Raw genomic sequence first — 20,364 nt, 5'->3', positions numbered from 1 at the left:
GCGCAACATCTGCGAATACCACTGCGGCCGATGAACAAGAAACCACCACAATCGCAGCGGCGGCGGAAGAATATACGCCGGTAGAACGCCAATCCCAGATCAACGTACAGATTTCGTTTGATTTTGATAGCGCGACCCTGCGCTCGGATCAAAAACCGAAGCTCGCCAATATGTGTACTTCGATGAAGGCCATGACGGGCACCGTCTTCCAAATCATTGGGCATACCGACAGCTCTGGTTCTGCCAAATACAATGAACGGCTATCCTTACTGCGAGCCCAGGAAGTCCGGCGCCATCTGATCAGTTCCTGTGGAGTGGCCGAAAATTCACTTCGCGCGATTGGAATGGGAGAAACAGCCCCCTTCAATCAAAACGACCCGCGCGCAGATGAAAATCGGCGGGTAGAATTTCAGGCTCTAGGCTAACTCTGCGAGCTTTACTCAGCATAGGATCCAGTAATGGGTCCTGCCAAGCTCCAGCTAAAGGGCCTCAGGATGATCGACTCGCAACCCAGTGATCTTTTTCAGCCTGGTGATCTCCTCAACAACACCTACAGGATCGAGATGCTCCTGGGGCGGGGCGGAACCTCTGACGTCTACAAGGCGCGTTCAGAGATTTCCGGTAACCTGGTTGCGATCAAGGTTCTAAAGCAAGAGCTTTCAGGGAACGAAGATTTCACCGTTCTAATGGCCCGAGAGGAGAACATCCGAGAAATCCGGCATGATGCTGTAGTTCGCTATTCTGAAAATCACCGAACCCCTGATGGGCACATCTACCTGCTGATGGATTACATCGATGGTCCGGGCCTGGATAAAAAACTCAAGCAAGGCCCAATGTCTGCTGACGATTTGCTTACAGTTTGCCGCCGTGTTTCAGAGGGCCTGCAGGCTGCACATAGTCGCAATATCGTTCACCGAGACCTGAGCCCCGACAACATCATCCTGCGGAATGGGGAGCCAGCGCAGGCCGTTATCATTGATTTTGGAATCGCTAAGGATACAAACCCCGGCGCGGAAACCATCGTTGGCAACGAATTTGCCGGCAAATACTCCTACGCCGCGCCGGAACAGATGGCAGGGCTGACGGATGCGCGTTCGGACATTTATTCTCTGGGGGCATTGTTGCTTGCAAATTTCAGAGGGAAATCGCCTTCGCTAGGTGACAACCCAATGGAAGTTGTTGAGAATAAAAAGCTGCCTCTCAACACGGATGGCCTACCTCAGCCGCTCAAACTAATTATTGAGCGTATGTGTGAGCCGGACCCTGATAAGCGGCTGCAGAGTGCATCGGCTGTATTGGAGTTTCTGGACAATCCAATTGCCGATGGTGATGCAAAGATTGATGCCCCTATCGAGCCTCCCGCTCCAGATGTGGACGATGCCACAATCATAGTTCCCACCACCGCAAGGGCGACCTCAACAGTCAAGAAAGAGCCTGAAAACGCTGCACCTCAAAAAGTAAAACCCAAGAAGCGTTCAGCACCACTTGTGCTGGGTCTCTTGTTGTTGCTCCTTACAGCCGCCGGTATCGGTGGCTCAATTACGGGCGCTTTTGACGGACTGTTTGGCCCGACCTATCCAGCAGCGGAGCCCTTTACCCTCATTGTTGAAAAGAAGCGCTCCGGTCACAGTCGTGCCGTGGGCAATGTTCCTTCGCCCGAAACCGAAGAGGCGTTAAAGCAGTTTGTTGATCAAACTGAACTCACTCTTGCGAGCGGCGATATCAACAAAAACTGGGCAAACGATGTTTTAGCCGTGATCGAACCCCTGGAGCCTTTGCTGGAATGGCGCCTTGCAGTCAGTAACAATCAGGCGCGGCTTACCGGTATTACGAATGATGCTGCACTGGCTGCCGATCTGAACAACCGCTTCGGCAATGGTATGCCTGGGAACTTGGAAGGGGTTGCTGAAATCACCTTCGTCCTTCCCTCTCTCCCTCTTTCAGAGGTCAGGAGTGTTACAGAGGGTTTAGAAGACTGCGGCCCACTTCGTGTTTTTCCGGCGAAAGCTGTTGGGGGCTTTGGACCGGAAGAGCCTATCGTCATCACTGGGCGTATCGCAGGACCCGAAAGTCGGATTCAGATTTTTGACGCTCTACGGAAAATCTCTGGGGAACGCAAAATCACGGTAGATACAGAGGTTCTGAATCCCTCACTTTGCGTGGTGGAGCAATTTCTACCCAATGCGCCATCCGGCGATATTGTGGTCGAGTTTCGAGTTGGCGGTGAGGATAAAGCCAATCCGTCTGGCCGGTTCTTCGTGGGGGAAAACCCCATCATTGATGTTGTGCTTCCTTCCGGCATGACGTCGGGCTATCTGACGGTCTCGATCCTTGATGTCTCGGGCAACGTCTTCCACCTGCTACCAAATATTTCCCGGCAAGATAACGCTATTGCTGATCTTCGCGCAGGTGCAACAGGCCAGTTCCCAATTCGAGTTGCTTATGATTTAGCTGAATCTGCCCAGACCGGAGGCATTGCCTTTAGGGTCGATGACAGCACACTTGGGAAAAGCCGTATCCTCGTGCTGCATTCAGCGGAGCCTCTGTTTGACGGGATGAGACCAACCTCTGAAAGTGCCGTTGGCTTTGCAGAAGCTCTAAAAGAGAGCGCGGCGAGAGATGCAGGCCTTGTCCTATCAATGGACAGCAAGATTTTGATCACTGCCGAACCCTAAAGCTCAGAGCGCATCCACTACGATCAAGGAGATATTGTCTGCACCGCCGCCAGACAGCGCGATTTGCATTAGCTGTTCCCCCACCGTTTCCAATGGTGCGTTGGACAAGGTATTCTCTAACATGGAAAATGTCGCGTATTTGGTCAGGCCATCAGAGCAGATCAAAAACCGATCACCCGCGATTACCTCCCCCCTGACCTTATCCAACTCCAAATCATCTCCGACACCAACGGCCCGAGAAATCGCATTGGACTGAGGGTGCTGGTCCGCTTCATCCCAACTCATTTTGCCGGCCAGGACAAACTCAGCAACGGCGGAGTGATCAGAGGTCAGCATTTCGATTTGGCCATTGCGAAGTCGGTAGATACGGCTGTCCCCTGCCCAAATTCCAACAAAGTGTCCATTGGCAAGAATCAAGGCTACAACGGTTGCACCGATTGTCCCAGCGCCCCGGTTTTCAGCTTCAGCCTGGATCGCCCGATGGGCGTCCTGAATGCGCTCGCGCAAGGTATGCATTTTTGCTGCCGGATCCAGACCCAAAGGCATCGTGGCAACGGCATCCGCAATCAACCGGCTGGCATAATCCCCTGCCTGATGCCCTCCCATTCCATCCGAAACAAGCCAAATATCGTGATCTGGAAGGGCCAGAATAGAATCTTCGTTGACCTTGCGCTTCAGCCCCACATGGGTCTGTGCCACATAGCGATATTTTAGCAGGCTACTCATATGGGTTGGGCCTCTCTCCAGATGGGGGCTGAAAGATCGAACAGTCCGCGCGCTGTTTCGCCTCTTGGAAGCTCCGGGCTGACAAGCAAACGCGGCCCTCCTTCCAATTGAGTTGTCCAAAGACTGCACTTTGGTGCGTGACGAGCAAGAAGCGCTGCGGCCAGATGCGTTTCCAATGCCGTCCCCTCACCCGTTCCAGTCAGAACCAGAGTTTGCGCCGCGGCTCGTAGTGGCACCGCATCTCTGAGATCGGGAATAGTCAGTTTAGCCAATTGCTGCGCCAGCTGCTCCCGACTGGCGTCATCCTCAAGAGAAGCGAGAGCGATATCCTCCAGCTGTTCAAAAAGAGCGGTTTCACGCAAATGATCCAGGGCCGGCGGACCGGGGGTAGCAAGGGGGCACATCAAGGTTAGGGGAAATCGACGCTCTACCCTGTCGATCGATGGCATCAAGATCCCCATAACCTTGCTTGCGCCTGCAAGTCCCGCCGGGAGAGTAAACCTCCAAATTGGTGCCGACATGTAAAGTGGATCGAAGCCAGCGCCATAGGTGTCTTGCCCTTCTAGAAGGATCTCCTGTATCCAGCTGTCCCAGCCCCGAACAAAGCTGTTGGGAGCATTGATCCGGAAGAAATCCCCGACTGTTGGCATTTTGCCAAAGGCTCCAAAACCACCCTCCATCACATTGACTGCGGACATTTGAATTTTGCCATCGCAGGAAGGGCAAAGGGGTTAACAACTGACCCGGACTGCAACTCAAACAGGGCGAGACGTCCACCAACGCGAAAATTGACACGGCGCCGATCAGAGACGTTTGTGCGACGCACTTCCGCAGCATCCAAAAGGCGGAACCAGGCCCATGGCCCATCACGCGACATGCTGTTTTCATTGCCACGTTTCTGAGGCAACAGCGTAATTCGTGCCAATCCAACCGATCCAGGCCAGGTCACCGCAACGGGAGACGGCTGCCCCATGCGGTGACTATAGGCGACCTTGGAGCCATCAATTTCCAAAAGCACTTCTTTGGCCTTGGGATCCAACGCCTTGGGTGTGATCTGGAATTGAACAGCTGGGTTGGCCGCACCTGCAAAGAACGCATCACGGATCTCAGCTGCAAATTGCATTTGTTGCAGGACAGCCTGGCTAATACCCAGATCTACATCATTCACACGTTTCCAAGTCCAGGGCCGACTGCGGGTATCAACATATTTCAACAGGTTTTCATCAAAGAAACTGTCAATCAAACCACCCGGCGCAAAGAGCTTGGCAAAATCAACCATAGCCACATCCGCCCTGGCCCGCCGGTTGAAAGGATACCGATTGTCCAAAGCCTTTTGACAGAAGGGCAACACGGAGGACTGCCAGCGCGCGTTGATCGAAGCCCGGGTTCCCTCGGATGTAATCCCAGAAGAGCCGGCCGAAACTTGGGTTGCCCATCTCTGAATGGGGCCATCAAGGCGGGAGGCCGACTGCTGGAACTGCAATAGAGCCTGCCCGCTTTCACCCGAGGTGACACCGCTAAAGGACATCTTGTTCAGCTCTTGATAGACAAGCTGCAGCGATCCCATCAGATCATCAAGCCGGGAAGGTTGCCCTTCCGGTCTCTGAACCAATTCATGCAACCACTGGAACCGCTCTTGGACATAAGAACCTGGCGGTTTCGCGGCCTCTCCCGGAGCATTGGCTGCGGAACTTATCAGGGCTTCCAACAAGATTTGACCCTGGATCGAGAGACTGGAACGCGTTTCGATCGCTGCCACTTGGGAAACACCTTCGCCCAAAGATTCTGAATCCAAAGAAGAGCGATCTTCAGCCAAACGCGTTTCGCGGCTGATTTCTGTCAGGATGTTCACAATTGGTGACGTCGGTCCTGACAGAACATTGGTGACCTCAACAGCATGGCTGAGAGATTCCAATGGCACAATATCCACATCAGCCAGAACCTGATCGTAACGACTGATGTAGTCATTATAGTATAGATCAAGCACATCGCGGCTGAGCGCAAGCAGGGCCGATTCACTTTGCCCCTCTCCAGCCCGTTCCCCCAGAACCCAGGCTTCGTTCTGCACTCTCTCAGAAACACTGACAGCTTCTGGCAAGAAGACATTGTTGAAGCCGCTGTAGGTAAAGATGCCCTCGATACCATCGTTCAGTGCCTTACCCGAACTGCGTACTAGAACGCGTTTGACAGAAGGCCCCCCAATCTCTGTCAGACGCCATTTCGGCAGGCTGGTCGCAGTGTTAGAGTTGATGATCCCATTATAGACCCGCTGCGCCAGTGGCATCTCTGACAAGATGTTCTGAGCCTGTTCCACCAAAGGTCCGTTCAGCGCAATTTCTTCCATTGGCTGCGAGAGCAAAGCCGAAAGATGATCCGTCAAATCCTTGCGAAGCTGGATGCGAACTGCGCCGGGATATGCCACCAATTCCCAATCCAGCCGCATCCATTCCTTGACCAGATCCTGGTTCATCGGACCTTGTAGCCCTAACATCAAATAGATCTTCAACGCCTCATAGAGAACATCCGTATTGTTCACATTGGCGGCGATCTGTTCTTCAAGCCTGACCAGAAGACGCGGAAGCAGGCGCTGATTCAACGCACGGCGGTAGGTCTGAGCTGCTTGGGTTCCAATGACTTCCCCTTGGTACAGCCCATAGGTCATTTCGCGCTCTGGCTCTGGTTTGTTCAAAACCGGATTACCGGGCATATCACGCAAAATGTTGAGCGCATCCACAACGGGAACCAAATCGGTATCGCCAATTGGGCTGGGTGGAAGGGTCGCAGCAGCAGCCTGATAAGCACTGATCTGTTCTTCTGCTTCTTCGATGAACTCCGCATTTTCCAGATAGGAATTCACCCAAAGTCCACCCATGAGTGCGGCGACAAGAACGGTTGCGGTAATGGCGAGCCTTCTGGTCCAGCGATAGCGGCGCTCAATCTTGTCATCTGCAGAAACCAGACCTGCCTCTGGAAACAAGACTTGCTCAAAAAGTCTTGTCAGGAAAAAGGAACGCCCTGTTCCCTGCCCGGTGCCGATGGCTTGGCGCCCAATGCCAAAAGTCTGCGCCATGCCCAACATCAACCTGTCGATCGGCGTACCTTCCTGGGTTCCCGATGTGAAATAGACCCCACGCAACATCTGCCGTTTCTCAAAACGGTTGTCTTGAAAAACCTCTGTCAGGAATTCTTTTGCAACCGACCGCATAGAGGCAACCTGCGCAGGGAAGCCCGCGACCAATGCGCGACGTTGGTGATCTGTTTCAACCTGCATTTTTTCCAGGAGCTGTGCGTTCATCTGTCCCAGAAGTGCAGCGAACTCCTCATCGAAATGATCTATTGGCGCAGCACTCTTCTTGTTTTTCGCCAAGGGTAGCGTAAAGCCCCAAACCTGTTCCCGGTCTTCTTTGCCAAGGATTTCAAAAAACTCCTGAAAACCTGCGATCAAATCCGCCTTAGTGAACAGAACATAGACAGGAAAGCGCACACCGAGTTTTTCGCGCAGTTCGGACAGCCTGCGTCGCACAGCCTGCGCATGCGCTTTCTGTGTCATCTCATCCTGCAGGGATAGATCAGATAGAGAGATCGCAACAAGTGCCCCATTGATTGGCTGCCGTTTTCGATATTTCTTGAGCAAACCTAAGAAGCCGAGCCAAGCCGCATTATCGGCCTCGGCATCGCTTTCCTGCGTTGTGTAGCGCCCCGCTGTATCAATAAGCACCGCTTCATTGGTAAACCACCAGTCGCAGTTTCGCGTGCCGCCAACACCCCCGATGGCCGCTTTGCCCAGTTTCTCAGCTAGCGGGAACTGCAAACCTGAATTCACAATCGCCGTGGTCTTACCTGCGCCCGGTGGGCCAATCATCACATACCATGGCAGAACATTCAGATGGCGACGTCCATTCTTGCTCTTTCGCAGTTCTGCCATGGCTTGTTTGAATTTGCCACGCAGCTCTCCAATCTCTTCGGCGAGGATATCGTCATCATCAACCGTATCAACGGCCTCAGCCATATCTTCTGCCATCTTGCGATCGCGCCGACGCCGCAGAAAGAAAACCAGGCCGATGATGAAGAGTGCCACAAACCAGATTATTCCAATGGTCAGGACACGTGCAAAAACCGTATCAAAGGGCCGCCAATCTTCGGTGGCAATAAATGGAGCAAAAAACCAGGTGCAAAGAGAGAGCACCAAGGCGAGAAAGAGAAGCGCAGTATAAAGGGATCGTAGCAACGGAAGAATATATCGGCGGATCATTGGCCAACCTCCTGCACCAGCAAGATTTCAATTCGGCGGTTCTTGGCCCGTCCCGCTTTGGTTCCATTGTCCGCAATGGGTTCCTGATCCGCGCGCCCCTCCGCCGACAGTCGTTCCGGCTCTGCCATGGCTTTTGCCATCCCTTCCATCACCGATTTTGCCCGCGCCAAGGAAAGCGCCATATTGGATGGGAAGCGAGAAGACCTGATTGGAATATTGTCTGAATGGCCAACCACGATGACCTGCCCTTTCTCATCGTTCAGAGCCTCTGCCAGGCGTTGAACCGGTGTTCGAAAGGCTTTGCTCAGCTGGTCGGATCCGGAGCCAAACATACCAGAGCCCGCCAGTCGAATTATGAGCACATTACCCTTTTGAAAGACCTTGACGATGCCCCCCGCAATCTCTGGCTCCAGAAAGCCAGAGACCTTGGCAATCTGCTCTTCGATGGTTGGCGCTGGTGGTGGCGGCGGTGGCGGTGGGGCCCGGCGCTCTAGCTCTGCCTTTTGCCCCGCATCAACAATGCTCAGTTGCCCAACGACGTTCTCCGTCTCGTTGGACAGGGCCCAGCTGAGCCCCGTAAATTGCGCCGCCAGCAAAATCCCAGTAATCGCCAGGGATATCCAAACAAGTCGCCAGGCAGAGAGCATCTTGAACGGTTTGACCAATCCTTCCCAATGAGGAGAGAGATCGCGCTCCACCGGCCCACGCTGGTTGCGAATAATTCTAGCCAGTGCTGCTCGGATCTGCAGGTGCTTTTCGCTCCCCCCCTGTTCCACTCTCAGACGGCCTTCGAAACCAAGCGACATGCACATGTAAAGAAATTCAAGCATATCGATATTGTTGCCTGGTTCTTTTTCCAATCTGGCAAGAAGGTCATAGAACCGGTCCCCGCCAACGGTCTCTCGATGGAAGGTTCCGACCATGGATTGCAAACCCCAGTTGGATTGCCCGCCCCAAGGCGTGTTGAGCACAACATCATCAAGAGTGGCACAAAGAGCATAGCGGGCAACTTTGACCGTTTGCGCAGCTATTCCTGCCTGCAGCGCCCTGTTTTCAAATGCTCGGACCTCAGCAACAACATTTTTACGCAGCCCGTCAGGGTCCATATGCTGGGCACGATTTCGGATCCGGCTGATCAATGCAAAAAGAGTTGAAGCACAGGCGGCCAAAGGGTTCATCCCCGTCAGCGCCATCTGAGCCGCTTTACCTGCGGCGGGTTTGGGCGCTGATGACGAAAGCCCTTGTGGAACACCTATTGCATCTGCCGAGCTTTCCTCACCCAGGGTCGAAGATGGCGTCGGCGCGGTGGGTTGAGGCTCCACTGAGGGAGCTGACCTGCGGCCACCCGGATTTGGCCGGATCACCGTCTTGTCCGTATCACCCGGCTCTGCAAAGGGGTCGTCGTAGTCACCCATATTCATACCCAATCACTTGTTCCGCAGCCTGCCAATCTGGCAGAGCGCATGTATCAGTTAGCCGTTTCTAATGGCCCAAAGCTCCATTTTCAGGCCGGGAAATTGGCCTGAGACATGTACAGCAATGCCGCCGGAGGTCGTCATCTTGCGCCAATAAGGGCTTTCCCCGTCCATTTCGAAATAGACCACTCCGGAATGATAGGGGATTTGACGAGGTGCTACGGGCAAGGGTCTAAGAGTGATCCCAGGCAGAGCAGAGTTCACCAACTGGCGAATTTCCTCGACAGGTCCAATCTTTGCCTGCCCTGCGAAATGACGGCGGACATCTTCGGCGGGCAGATCCGCACTGACCGCCAAAACAAATCCCGCATTGCCCAAAAGTTTGCGATCCGCAATGACACCAACCGAAATCCCGTACTTGCGCTCTTCCAGTTTGATCGGGATGGCTGTTTGCTCCAAGACCGAACTCAGATACTGGCGTAAAACCCGAATGACCGGCGCAAAGCAATTCATAAGGTCATCATGTGTATAGGGCGGCAGTTCCGGCGCTTGCTTATCTGCGGCCATAAAACCAGAGAGTTCCCCTGCAAGACTTGCGCAGAGTGCGTAGAGCCTCTCGGGGTGCAGGTTCTCTATCTGGCGCAGATGGCGCACAACCGGCAGCATCCGGTTTACAACGCTTAGAAGCAGGAAGTCGGAAATATCCGCAACCCCGCGCGCAGTGCCCGCCTCTGCCAATCGGCCCGCCAAGGCCTCCATGCGATGCGCAAGCAAGCCTTCCAACTCACGCAGGAAATCTTGCAAGACCGAAGCCGCCCGCACATCCAAGCAAGAAGGGATGAAAGCCTGATCAAGGATGATCTCCTTGTCGGCACGCACTTCGATGATACGGGCCACGGGAATAGCCAGAAGATCCGCCAGGTCATCCACTGCCAATGCGAACTGGAGCCTGAGCTTACCAACATCAAGCGCAACGGGTTTGCGTTCATTGCTGGTCACATCGGTGACTTCCTGACTATCGGGGCGTAACCGACTTGCAGATCGTTCTGCACCACTCAAATCAACCTCCGCAGCGCCCTGACGCCGCTGCGGAATTGTCAGATAGACAACACAGTCTTTGATCGTGCTTGGAACTTCCAATGCTTGGGGGTGGGCATCCGCCATGGGAACGCGAAAGACCGTCCCATCATGGGTTAACCCTTCGCAGGATTTGAGGGCGAATTGGCCAATTTTTAAAGCCTCATGGTCGATCTCAAGCCCGTTCACACCCCAGGCATAAGGGCTTATGCGTCGCGCCAGCCCCGTTACCAAAGCTTCAGTATAGCGATCCGCTTGTTGGAAGTGATGAGGCTGCAGAAATAGCCCCTCAGTCCATAGCACCTTACTGTCCCAGGACACCTGGTTCTCCTTCCCATCGTCTGCAGGAAATACCGCAGATCAATCTTTCAACTTATCGAGCTGCGCTTTGTAAGCACGAGCAAATTCGCGGCTAAACAGCTCATGAAAATCATTTTCCGCCTGATCTGAAATGTCTGCATATAGTTTTTCATAGACATCCCAATAGCGCGCTTTCTTGCCCCTTAAGAGACCACTCAGACCACCCCGATCTTCGATCTGAGCCTCCAAAGCCTTTGGGTCCAGTTTTCCCAACACACCCTTGAGAGCGGCTTCCATACCGGTCACCATAGCAACCTCATGGGCCTTGATATCTCTGAGCGCTTCCTCTGCCGCGGTCTCTGGGCTGAGGTAACCTTTGGTCGCTGGCTTCACCATGGCTTCGATTGCCTGGTCAGGCGTTATCGAAAACTTGAGTGGGTTATTCCCACCTGCTGAAATCATGGTTTGCTCAATTCGGAATTCCGACTTGATCGAAGTTCGTGTCATCAGGATTTCACGCAGCCCGGTCACCAAGGTCAGCATCACACGTCCCAAACGGCCCATAGCGGTGCTGCGGTCCTCATCCGCAAGAAAATTCTCTTCCAAGCCCAGACCACGCAGATAGGCCCCCACTGCGTCATCGGAACTTTGCGCGGTCGACGCCGTTACGCGATCTTCACCTTTCGCTTCCCGCTCCACGGGTTTGGTAGCCGGGGCGGATGGAGCCTGCGATTGGTCTTCTGGTTTCGGCGGCACAGTTGCGGGTGTTGCGGTCTGAACCTCCTCTACAGTCGGAGTAGGTTCTGGCTCTTTGATCACTGGTGCGGGGGCAGGCGCAACTGGTTCCGGGATCGCCGCAGTCTCAGCCTCTCCTATTCCCGCAAAGAAATCATCGTCCCAGTCATCTGGAATGGTCGAAGAAGAGGCAGCAGGGGCGGAAAAGCTATCCGATGCCGAAGGCGAGTGGCTTGGCAGGCTTGCCCCCTCCCCCTCCAAACCATCCAGAGGTTTCTGGAAAAACGGATCTTCGTCTTCGCCCATTGGGGGCAACAGCTCATCAATAGGGTCTACCGGATTGAGTTGAGCCGGGCCAGTTGGCGCTGTCTCCCCAAGAAGATCATCAAGAAAATCTCCTTCGGGACCTGCATCATCGAGCAGCGCCATGGGATCAGGTGCATTCCCCGCTACGCCAGGTGAAATAGGAACAGCAGCAACGGGATCTGGAATTTGATCAGCCAGATTGTTGTTACTTATCTCAACAAGGAGTTCATAGTTCCCAACGCAAAGAACATCTCCGTTATTCAGCGGTGTTGGTGTCCGGCCCAAGGGGATTTTTGAATAGTTGAGGAATGTTCCATTGGCGCTTAGGTCGACAACCAAAACATTGCCGTTGTGATCCTCGATTGCACAATGGCTGCGTGAAAGTTGCTGATCCGGATCAGGCAGCACCAAGTCATTGCTATCGCCCCGCCCAATGGTCAGGCTGGGTCCAAGCATTGGAACCGGTGAGGCATCTCCCGGAATTGCTCCGGAATTCTGAAACTTCAAGGTGACAGCCATCGTCGCTGCTATCCTCCTACCAGGACCGTAAACTCACCCTTCACGATCATCCCCCCGCAGGCTGTATTATCCATGATCCGGGCGGCAGGCAGTTTGTTGATCAGCACGGTACCAGAGCCTTTGACTATCGGATGGGGCGGCGCCGCCATACACAAGTCTGTCATGCGGGCGGCGGGAAGCTTTCCAACCAAAACCGTCACCGCACAGGGTGGTTGAATTGGGATCGGGATCGGCACTGCCGGTGGCGGTGGAATGGATGGCAGCATGCAGGCATGCAAATCGAATACGCGGGCCTGTGGCATTCCCATGTCAGCTCATCTCCTTATTGCTCTTGTTCCGCCGCAGCAGGTTTAGCAGAACCCTGGCCATTTCCCCCGCGTGCAATATCCAATGCACGCTCGACGAGCACCTGGCCGTGTTCTTCAAACTTATCAGACAATTGACCCAAGGCTACCATATTCATCGCAAAGGCTGCTGCCTCTGATGCGCCAGCCGGGGCGGGGTATTGCTTCAGATCACCCGGACCCAAAGTTCCATCCGCATAAAGAACCGCCAATGCGCAATTCACAGTGTCATCATCGATATAGGCATGGTCTAGAGTCACGCGGGCTGCATCCCTGTTTTCTTCGTTGGGTTCGCGCACCCAGGCCTCTGATGTGGTCAAAGATGGGGGATCCTTGGGGGATCGGGGACCAATATAGTCCCGTGCCGCCATACAGGCCCACCAAACGCGTTCTCTGGGTGGCAATAGAATGGCCAGAAGACGCAGCAGATCGACCAATGCACCCTTCTGAACCAATTCTTCCAAAACTGCAGGGGCTGCAGCCGTGGGTGGGGCCTCCAGCGGTGTTTTCAAAATGACATTGGCACGCGACAACAGCTTAGCGACGGGATCCGGCGGAAGCTTGATCAGATTTTCAAATCTCTCTGACATCGTTTCCACCTAGTTAATCATCGTCAGGCCGCCCTTCAGGGTCAGCATCGCATCCCCCTTCACGGTCGTCATCGGAGCCTTGGCTTCAACCATTCCGGATCCTTCGATCTTAATCATTGGACCCTTAATGGTCACACCCGAATTATCGATCTTTACAGAGGAAGGTCCCACCTGGAGCAATATCTCTTGGCCGGCAGTCATCTTCACCTTGCCTGCGGTCACATCGACCGTCAAATTCCCAAGGCTGACCGTCTCCTCGTGGTTCCCTTTGGCGATGGTTTCGGTCAGATTTCCGGTATCAACATCCAGGGTCATATTCCCCGTTTGGATGGTCTCTGCCTTATCACCCGTTTCCACCACTTCGGTTCGGTTACCGCTTTTCACCACCTCATCCATATGCTGTTTTACGGTAAGCGCATAGCTTTTCTCATCTGTTCCTGGCGCATCAGGCTCTGGTGCGTCCAGCCCGATGGTTACGGCTGAACGGTCCTTGATCAACATCTGATGGTCCTTTTCCGCCTGGACACGCATCAGTTCTTCGCCTTTTTTGTCGTCAAACATCAGCTCATTGTAACCACCGCCTCCAAGCGAAGAGTTGGTTTTGATGCCAAGCTGAGTCTGGTCATCGGGATACTGATAAGGCGGCATAGTATCAGCATTGTAAAGCATGCCTGTACAAATGGGACGATCAGGATTGCCATCTTCAAACTGAATGACCACCTCCTGCCCCATACGCGGCACCGCCACCATACCCCAGCCATTCCCTGACCAGGGCGTTACGACCCGCACAAAGCAAGAGGAGTTCTCATCCTTCTTGCCTTCGCGATCCCAATGGAACTGGATTTTGATCCGCCCATGTTCGTCGGTCCAGATCTCCTCCCCCGAGGCGCCCACCACTGTGGCCGTCTGTAATCCCTGAACCTCCGGCCACTGCGTCTCAAGAGGTGCTCGATACTGCTCTTGTTTTTCAATAGCGCCAAAGACAATCGCATAGGCGTCGTTCTGAATCTCCTCCGGGAAATCCATATTGCGAACCTTAACATCATGGCGCATTTCTCCATCCTCGGCCGCATCGGTTTTACGCTTTTCGCGCTCGTTGTAATCTCCGGCGACCTGCAGATAGTGGATCGCATCCGTAACCAGATACTCCGCGTTTGCTTCTTTGTCGGGGTGATTGGTCAGCTTAAAAGTAAAACCCGTGCCCATGGTTCGAACACTCGCGGCTCCTCGCCATCGTTTGTGCCGGATCGCCTCTGCCTCCATGCGGACCCGGGCACGCTTATCACCCAGTCCAGTGTCTTTGCGATAGTGGCCCTGATAGTCATAAACCTCGTGGCTCTTGTGGCTGTGCTTTCCTTTTTCGATCTTGTTGCTCGCCTTCAGGTCCGCTGCCGGAGACAAAAAGTCGAAATCATTCAAGGTCATCTTGCCACGGGTCAGAATTTCTTCTCGGGCCCATTCCGCAACGTGATCTTCGCGACGCCGGTCACTGTCATCTCGCGCATGAAACTCCCGCGAGGCTTCGCCCAGGATCGGAGAGTGCCCACTGATGCCATCACAAAGGGTCAGTTTCTCCGGTGAATTTTTGTCATTGGCGCTGTCAAAGTAATAATAGATCCCCTCCTCTTCCATCAGGCGGCAGAGGAAATCAAAATCCGTCTCGCGGTATTGTAAGCAATACTCGCGTGGGTCGTAACTCTCGCTCAGCTTGTTGCTGAAATCACTGAAACCATATTCGCCAAAGATCTGTTCAATGATCTCTACGGTCGACATCTCTTGAAAAACGCGACTGTCCTGGGTTCTGGTCAGCAACCAAAACCAAGGGCGGACCTCAGCCACATATTGCCCATAGCCATCGCGAAACCCGATATTTTCAACAGAAATACAAAGACCAGAGTATTTTTGATCCTCCTCATCTTCAGTCTGGACATGAAGGCACATTGTTTGGCCTACCAGATCCTCTAGTTTCACGGCCTTGTTCTTTGACTGAAACTCGATAGTTGTCTCGGTCAACTTACTTAGCCCTTCACGCACAATGGCGCGTTTTAGCAAAAGGTCCCGTACAGAATAACTTCCGGACATCCAGACCATATCACTGTCATGTGCTTTGCTCTCAACCATGGTTCCTCCTTTCCTCGAAAGGGGCCGGGCAGAAATACACCCGTTCCACTTCAAATCGTCCCATTACAAATCACTCAGCAGAGCAGCGAGTTCTGCATCCATATCGCCATCTTCTGCCGCATCATCGCTGTCATCTTCGAAACTCGCCAGCAAATCATCCAAGTCTCCAAGTTCATTCGTTTCCGCGTCTTTTCCATCCAACTCCAGATCCCCAAGATCAAACTCATCGGACTCCTGATCTCCTACAATGTCATCACTGGCCTTCATCGATGCCGGTCCTGATGCCTCTCTGGGGTCCGGTGGAGATGGTTCCGGCGCAGGCACACCTGTCCAGGGACCCAGGATCTCACCACCTGCAACCGATTGAAAGGAGGTGAGCCGCAATTCATCCCGGCCTTTGACCGCGCTTATGGCCATGAAGCCCCGGTCATTGGCTGCGGCAATCTTATCCAGATCAATGTTCCGCTCAGTACAAGGCAAGGCCACCTGATCCCCATGCCGATCCGTCACATAGTGATAGGGCATACCGCCCAGGGACATTATGGAGCCCAACTGCAAGGAGTCTCCATTCTGTCGGAAGGACTGTGCCAAAAGGATCGTCAACAGGACAACCGGGTTCGCCCAAAGCATGCCCCGCAACCCTTCTGTCTCTGAAAACTCTTCAAACTTGAAGGCATCAATCGGGTCCGTTTTTGAACCATATGGGCGGCGCAACAAGAACCTTGGACTGGCCAGCCCAAGATGCCCCGCTTCAGGCATCGATTTCAGCGTATCCCAGGCCTTGGCAGTCAATATGGGTCTGTCCTGCTTTGGCAGATCCAGGAAGCCAGGCGAGATAGAGGCAAAGAAAGGCGCATCCACATGGGCAGCAACGCGCGCAATTCGACCCAAGAGCTCCGCATGCGGAGGCGTTTCTTCAAAATTAAATAGCCCAATGATCGCGGAATAGCCCCCACGCCCAAGATCCGGATCCAAAGGTTTTTCCGTCAAAAGTCTAACAAGGCCCGTTTCCGCCAGATCATCCTGACTGGCCAGATCAACCGCTATTTCTTCGGCAGAGACATCATAGAGGATTACCTCAAGATCATCTCCAACCTCAACAGAACGCGCAATCAAATCTAGCGAGCGCCACTGCGCCTCAACGGATTGGAACTCTGGATGGTGCAGCACGAGGCGCATCGCATCACTTAGAGCTTCGTCTACCGCCGCCTGCAGTGATGTTAAGTTCGGATCCGGTAAGGCCCGGATATGTGGTCCCACGATACGAGCCAGCATTTCTTCCACCGGGGAGACCTCGCCCAAGGCGTTTGTCTGGTCCCCGATCAAATGCTGAAAATCACTTAAACGTCGATCAGCGGGCACCGAATTGCCAGCTGACCGCAGCTTTGGCGCGCGAGCTGGCGTCGCGTGAGCCTCTGCCCAAGACCGCAGTGTCCGCGTTGCATGCTCAACCGTGACACCGCTATCCAATTGCCGACGCAATGCAACCAGCTCCGAGAACAGATCAACATTGTCAAACAGCTCATCCGGGTGCAGGTCATCCAGCTCCCCAAGCTTGACACTGATCGCTGCGCCCTCCTTCCCGATGGGTAGGCGTAATTCGGTTTTGAACCCTTCAATCACCTCCTCGACAGTGTCCGGGTCCAGTTGAATTTCTGGGCGGGTCGCCAGTTCGCCCCCGGCCTCCACTAGGCCCCTTGCAGCCCGCCCAGAGAAATCCCCCAGCAGAGCAATCCGGAATCGTTTACGTATCAGCTTTTGCGGTTCAGGCCGGTCAGCACTGATTGTTCCATAGGCAAACTCAGTTTCTAACGATGGCCCAGTCTCGTCCACGGCATCCGAAGCTGATGCACCCGTTTCGTCAATTCCCAGATCTGCAAGGAGATTATCGAGGTCACTGGCCCCCTCAGTCACATCGGTCTTGCCGAGAAGCGAACTAAGATCATCATCAGCGGACTCGCCAGCCTCCAAATCGCTCAGCAAGGCATCAAGTTCATCATGCTCGTCATCTGCAACGGCGGCTATTGGTTCTTCTGCCGTGGCCTCGCCTACAACTCCGTCCGAATTTGGGCCAGCTTCCTCATCGCCAAGGCTCGACAAGATGTCATCCAATTCTCCGAGGGTGTCATCGGTGGCACTTTCTGTCTCTACTGCCGCTGTTAGATCCCCCAACAAGTCAGACAGCTCCGGGTCTTCCTCGAACAACTCATCCACTTTGTTCTCGCCTTCGGAAAGATCGTTCAGAATATCACTCAGCCCGTCCTCCTGCTCCAGGGGCTCAGCTGATCCTTCCAGTGCAGCAAGCACATCCTCAAGGTTTTCTTTGGCTTCACCAGCGGTGGCATCTTCCTCGACACTTGCAGCACTGTCTCCAAGGTCGGCCAGTATGTCGTCGAGATCATCTGAGGCGGCTTCTAGGCTCCCCGCCTCCTCTGCATCACCTGCCAGGTCGCCTAATAGATCCGCGAGTTCCAGATCTTCAGAGCTTTCCCGCTCGGGTGTTTCTTTTTCCGAAAGCTCATTCAGGGCATCCCCTAAACCGCCCTCTTCGGATGGCGGTGCTTCCTGGCTCTCCAGTCCGGCAAGGATCGCCTCCGCGCTATCCTGCTCTGTAGCTTCCGACTCCTCGACACTCCCTGCATCAAGCCCCGCTAAGATGTCATCCAGCGCCGCGTCCGCGGGCTCCTCATCAGCGTCACCAATAGCTCCCAGATCATCTAGGATGTCGTCAAGACTGTCGTCCGCGTCCTGGTCATCTGGCACCTCTGCCAAGTCTGATAGAATATCATCAAACGCCGCCTCAACATCGATTTCCTGCGCAGCGGGTGCTTCTTCTCCAAGGTTTTCCAGAACCTGATCCAACTCCCCTATTGGGTCGGCATTGGGGGCCTGTGTCTCCATCTCGAGATCCGCCAAAATTCTGGCACTCTCTTCCTCTGATTTGTCCGGCCCAAGGTCATCTGCCCCCAGCGCAAGCTCATTCAGCGCTGCATCAATCTCATTTGAAGATGCGACCGCTTCAGGGGTAGGGTCGCCCAAAGGTAACGATGAAAGCACCGCCTCTATCTGGGGTTCTGCCGGGAACTCTTCCTCGGCAGCCTCAAACCCTGCCAGGATACTATCCAGGCCTTCCTCAACGGTTTCTTCCTCTATCTCAGTCTCACCGAGTGCCGCCAGAACATCAGTAGTCTCCACTTCCAAGGACGCTTCGTCTGCAGCGGGCACAGTTGAAAGCACTGCTTCGAGATCCTCGTCATCCTCACTCTCGGGGGAGGCTATTTCGGTAGTTTCTAAGCCACTCAAAACGGCGTCGGTGGCGACATCCTGGTTGGCTGTATCCGGCTCGATCTCCGGCAAGCTTGAAAGCACCTCAGCCAGTTCTTCTCCAGGTTCACTTTCGACAATGTCCTCAGCGGTCGCTGCAAGGCCCGAAAGTACTTCGGCACTCTGATCTATTTCCTCTAGCGATGGGAGATCTGTCTCCGCCAAATCACCCAAGACCGCTTCGAGCTCGGATCGGTCTGAACTTGGTAGGTTCTGCTCCTCTCCCTGTGTCGCAAGCTCGGCAAGAACGTCAGAAGTACTCTCCTTGGTGGCCACAGGCTCTGGTTCGTTTGCTTGTAGTGAATTCAGAACCTCCGAAGTGGCATCAAACTCAAGCGCCTCTTCGTCAGCAACCTCCAAGGAAGAAAGGGCCACCTCCACGCTATCATCTTCTTCGCGTCTCACCTCTACTGCGGCTTCACTCAGCTCAGAAAGAATTTCGGCACTGGTATCCGCTGCCTCTGGCGGTGGTACCGGGACTTGACGCAGCGCATCCAGTGTTGCTGCCGCACTGTCTTCATGAACCTCTTCCACGGGTGCTTGCTTTCGCAACTGCCCAAGGACTGCTTCACTGTGATCTTGATCCTCGTCTGACAACGCCTGCCCCCGCAAGCTCTCCAGTGCCAGCGCGGCTTCCTCACTCTGGCCGTTTTCTCCCTGCGAGAGAGAGGCCAGAAGCGCAGGAGATTGGAGTATCTTCTCGATCAGTTCTTCAGCCCCCGACTTACCATCCATATAGGCCATCAAGGTCTGGAGCTGGTTGCGCGCTTCGAGCAGGGGGCGCAGGGCTTCTACATTGTGTGCTATTGCGCCGGGGGAGAAATCCTTCATGCTTTCAAAAGTAAGGTCCACGGCAAGGCTGCCTTCACCTGTCAGCGTATTGGGCACGGTGAAAGCGGCCCGTGGGGCCATCGATTTCATTCGTTTGTCAAAATTATCGACATCGATTTCCAGGAATTTACGATCCGCAACCGCGGGCTGAGTTTCTTTGCTCTTTCCCAAAAGATCGCTCATCACCCCCATGACAAACGGGAGCTGCACCTTCTTTTCAGCGCCATAAAGCTCCACGTCATATTCAATCTGAACCCGCGGCGCGCGATTGCGCGAAATGAACTTCTGAGAGCTATCAGCCATTTCCTTCTCCTTTCAGAGAGGCGACTTCCTTGCGAAGGGCTTTGAGCTCTTCATGCAATTCCAGCACATGGGCATCGACAACATCGGTTTCCTTGCGAACCAGCTCTCGCAATTGCTCAAATTCCGCCTCAGCCTCTGCTTCCACAGCAGATTGCATGGTATTGACCAAAAGGCCGATAAAGAGGTTGAGAACCGAAAAAGCGGTAATGACGATGAAAGGTACGAAAAAGGCCCATGCCATGGGATACTCTTCCATCACCGGTCTCACGATCCCCATCGACCAACTCTCTAGGGTCATGATCTGGAACAGGGAATAGAGCGAACGACCCAGGGTTCCAAACCAGACGTCAAAGGCGCTGCCGTACATCAATGTTGCCATGACCCCGAAAACGTAGAAGACGATAGAGATCATGACAATGACCGCGCCCATTCCTGGAAGCGCATCAAGCAAGGCCTGTACCACAGCCCGCATCTGCGGGATGACTGAAAGCAAGCGCAGCGCCCGGATAACCCGAAGACCGCGCAACGCAGAAAGACCCTGTCGATCTGGCAACAAACCAACACTCACAACTGCGAGGTCAAAGATGTTCCAGGCGGAAGAAAAGAAGCGCAGCCCATAGGCAAAGAGCTTTACGGCAAGTTCAGAGACAAAAATTGCCAAAACCAGCTTGTCGATGACCGCAAGGAGCCCGCCAATTCGATCAGTCACAAAATCGGATGTACTAAGACCAAGAGTGATGGCGTTGAAAATGATGATCCCCAGGATCGCATTCGTGACTGCCGGGCGTTCGATAAACTCCCGGGCACGATCCTGAAGCGTCATCTTGCCTTGTCCGGTGCTATCCA

General features: G+C 54.1%; 13 protein-coding genes and 1 pseudogene. 2 read left to right on the top strand and 12 right to left on the bottom strand.

Translation table 11 applies throughout. The features are described from left to right. The coding region (locus tag RSK20926_RS20780) for an OmpA family protein (protein ID WP_008209798.1) at positions 1–425 on the top strand (425 nt) is incomplete at its 5' end. A gap of 33 nt (positions 426–458) precedes the next feature. Next, positions 459–2,675 (top strand): serine/threonine protein kinase, encoded by a 2,217-nt coding sequence (locus RSK20926_RS20775; RefSeq protein ID WP_008209795.1) that lies wholly within the window; start codon positions 459–461, stop codon positions 2,673–2,675. Between the two features lie 3 nt (positions 2,676–2,678). Here the strand turns inward: RSK20926_RS20775 and RSK20926_RS20770 are convergent, their stop codons facing one another. From RSK20926_RS20770 to RSK20926_RS20720, 12 genes and pseudogenes are all read right to left on the bottom strand, one after another. Then, the gene (locus RSK20926_RS20770) at positions 2,679–3,401 is read right to left on the bottom strand and encodes a PP2C family protein-serine/threonine phosphatase (protein ID WP_008209793.1); all 723 of its coding nucleotides are present in this window, start codon (positions 3,399–3,401) and stop codon (positions 2,679–2,681) included. Continuing rightward, positions 3,398–4,099, bottom strand: a complete 702-nt coding sequence (tagF, locus tag RSK20926_RS20765) for a type VI secretion system-associated protein TagF (protein ID WP_232281947.1) — start codon at positions 4,097–4,099, stop codon at positions 3,398–3,400. Before tagF ends, RSK20926_RS20770 begins: the two co-directional genes overlap by 4 nt. Further along, the gene (gene tssM, locus RSK20926_RS20760; RefSeq protein WP_008209789.1) at positions 4,081–7,653 is read right to left on the bottom strand and encodes a type VI secretion system membrane subunit TssM; all 3,573 of its coding nucleotides are present in this window, start codon (positions 7,651–7,653) and stop codon (positions 4,081–4,083) included. Before tssM ends, tagF begins: the two co-directional genes overlap by 19 nt. Next, positions 7,650–9,068 carry a type IVB secretion system protein IcmH/DotU gene (icmH, locus tag RSK20926_RS20755; RefSeq protein ID WP_037256155.1) on the bottom strand — a complete coding sequence of 473 codons (1,419 nt, stop codon included), beginning with the start codon at positions 9,066–9,068 and terminating at the stop codon, positions 7,650–7,652. Before icmH ends, tssM begins: the two co-directional genes overlap by 4 nt. Positions 9,069–9,125: 57 nt before the next feature. After that, the gene (tssK, locus tag RSK20926_RS20750) at positions 9,126–10,466 is read right to left on the bottom strand and encodes a type VI secretion system baseplate subunit TssK (protein WP_037256136.1); all 1,341 of its coding nucleotides are present in this window, start codon (positions 10,464–10,466) and stop codon (positions 9,126–9,128) included. Between the two features lie 39 nt (positions 10,467–10,505). Further along, positions 10,506–12,005, bottom strand: a complete 1,500-nt coding sequence (tagH, locus tag RSK20926_RS20745; RefSeq protein WP_008209785.1) for a type VI secretion system-associated FHA domain protein TagH — start codon at positions 12,003–12,005, stop codon at positions 10,506–10,508. Between the two features lie 8 nt (positions 12,006–12,013). Then, complete coding sequence (locus RSK20926_RS20740) at positions 12,014–12,313, bottom strand: PAAR domain-containing protein (RefSeq protein WP_008209784.1); 300 nt, start codon at positions 12,311–12,313, stop codon at positions 12,014–12,016. A 14-nt stretch (positions 12,314–12,327) separates the two neighbouring features. After that, positions 12,328–12,939: a DUF6931 family protein gene (locus RSK20926_RS20735; protein ID WP_008209783.1), complete on the bottom strand. Its 612-nt coding sequence runs from the start codon at positions 12,937–12,939 to the stop codon at positions 12,328–12,330. Between the two features lie 9 nt (positions 12,940–12,948). Further along, entirely contained in the window at positions 12,949–15,060 is a 2,112-nt protein-coding gene (locus RSK20926_RS20730; protein WP_008209782.1) for a type VI secretion system Vgr family protein, read from the bottom strand. A 63-nt stretch (positions 15,061–15,123) separates the two neighbouring features. Then, complete coding sequence (locus tag RSK20926_RS23280) at positions 15,124–18,255, bottom strand: type VI secretion system contractile sheath domain-containing protein (protein ID WP_442852532.1); 3,132 nt, start codon at positions 18,253–18,255, stop codon at positions 15,124–15,126. Positions 18,256–19,044: 789 nt separating this feature from the next. After that, positions 19,045–19,518 (bottom strand): annotated as a pseudogene (gene tssB, locus RSK20926_RS23275) (type VI secretion system contractile sheath small subunit); the annotation flags it as partial. After that, positions 19,511–20,341: an ion transporter gene (locus RSK20926_RS20720; protein WP_037256151.1), complete on the bottom strand. Its 831-nt coding sequence runs from the start codon at positions 20,339–20,341 to the stop codon at positions 19,511–19,513. The pseudogene tssB and the gene RSK20926_RS20720, both read right to left, overlap by 8 nt. Between the last annotated feature and the right edge of the window lie 23 nt (positions 20,342–20,364).

Origin of the sequence: Roseobacter sp. SK209-2-6 (assembly GCF_000169455.1) — a bacterium.
Classification (GTDB): Bacteria; Pseudomonadota; Alphaproteobacteria; order Rhodobacterales; family Rhodobacteraceae; genus Pseudophaeobacter.
Note: the sequence above shows the minus strand (reverse complement) of the source record. Positions and strands in the feature narration are given on the sequence as shown.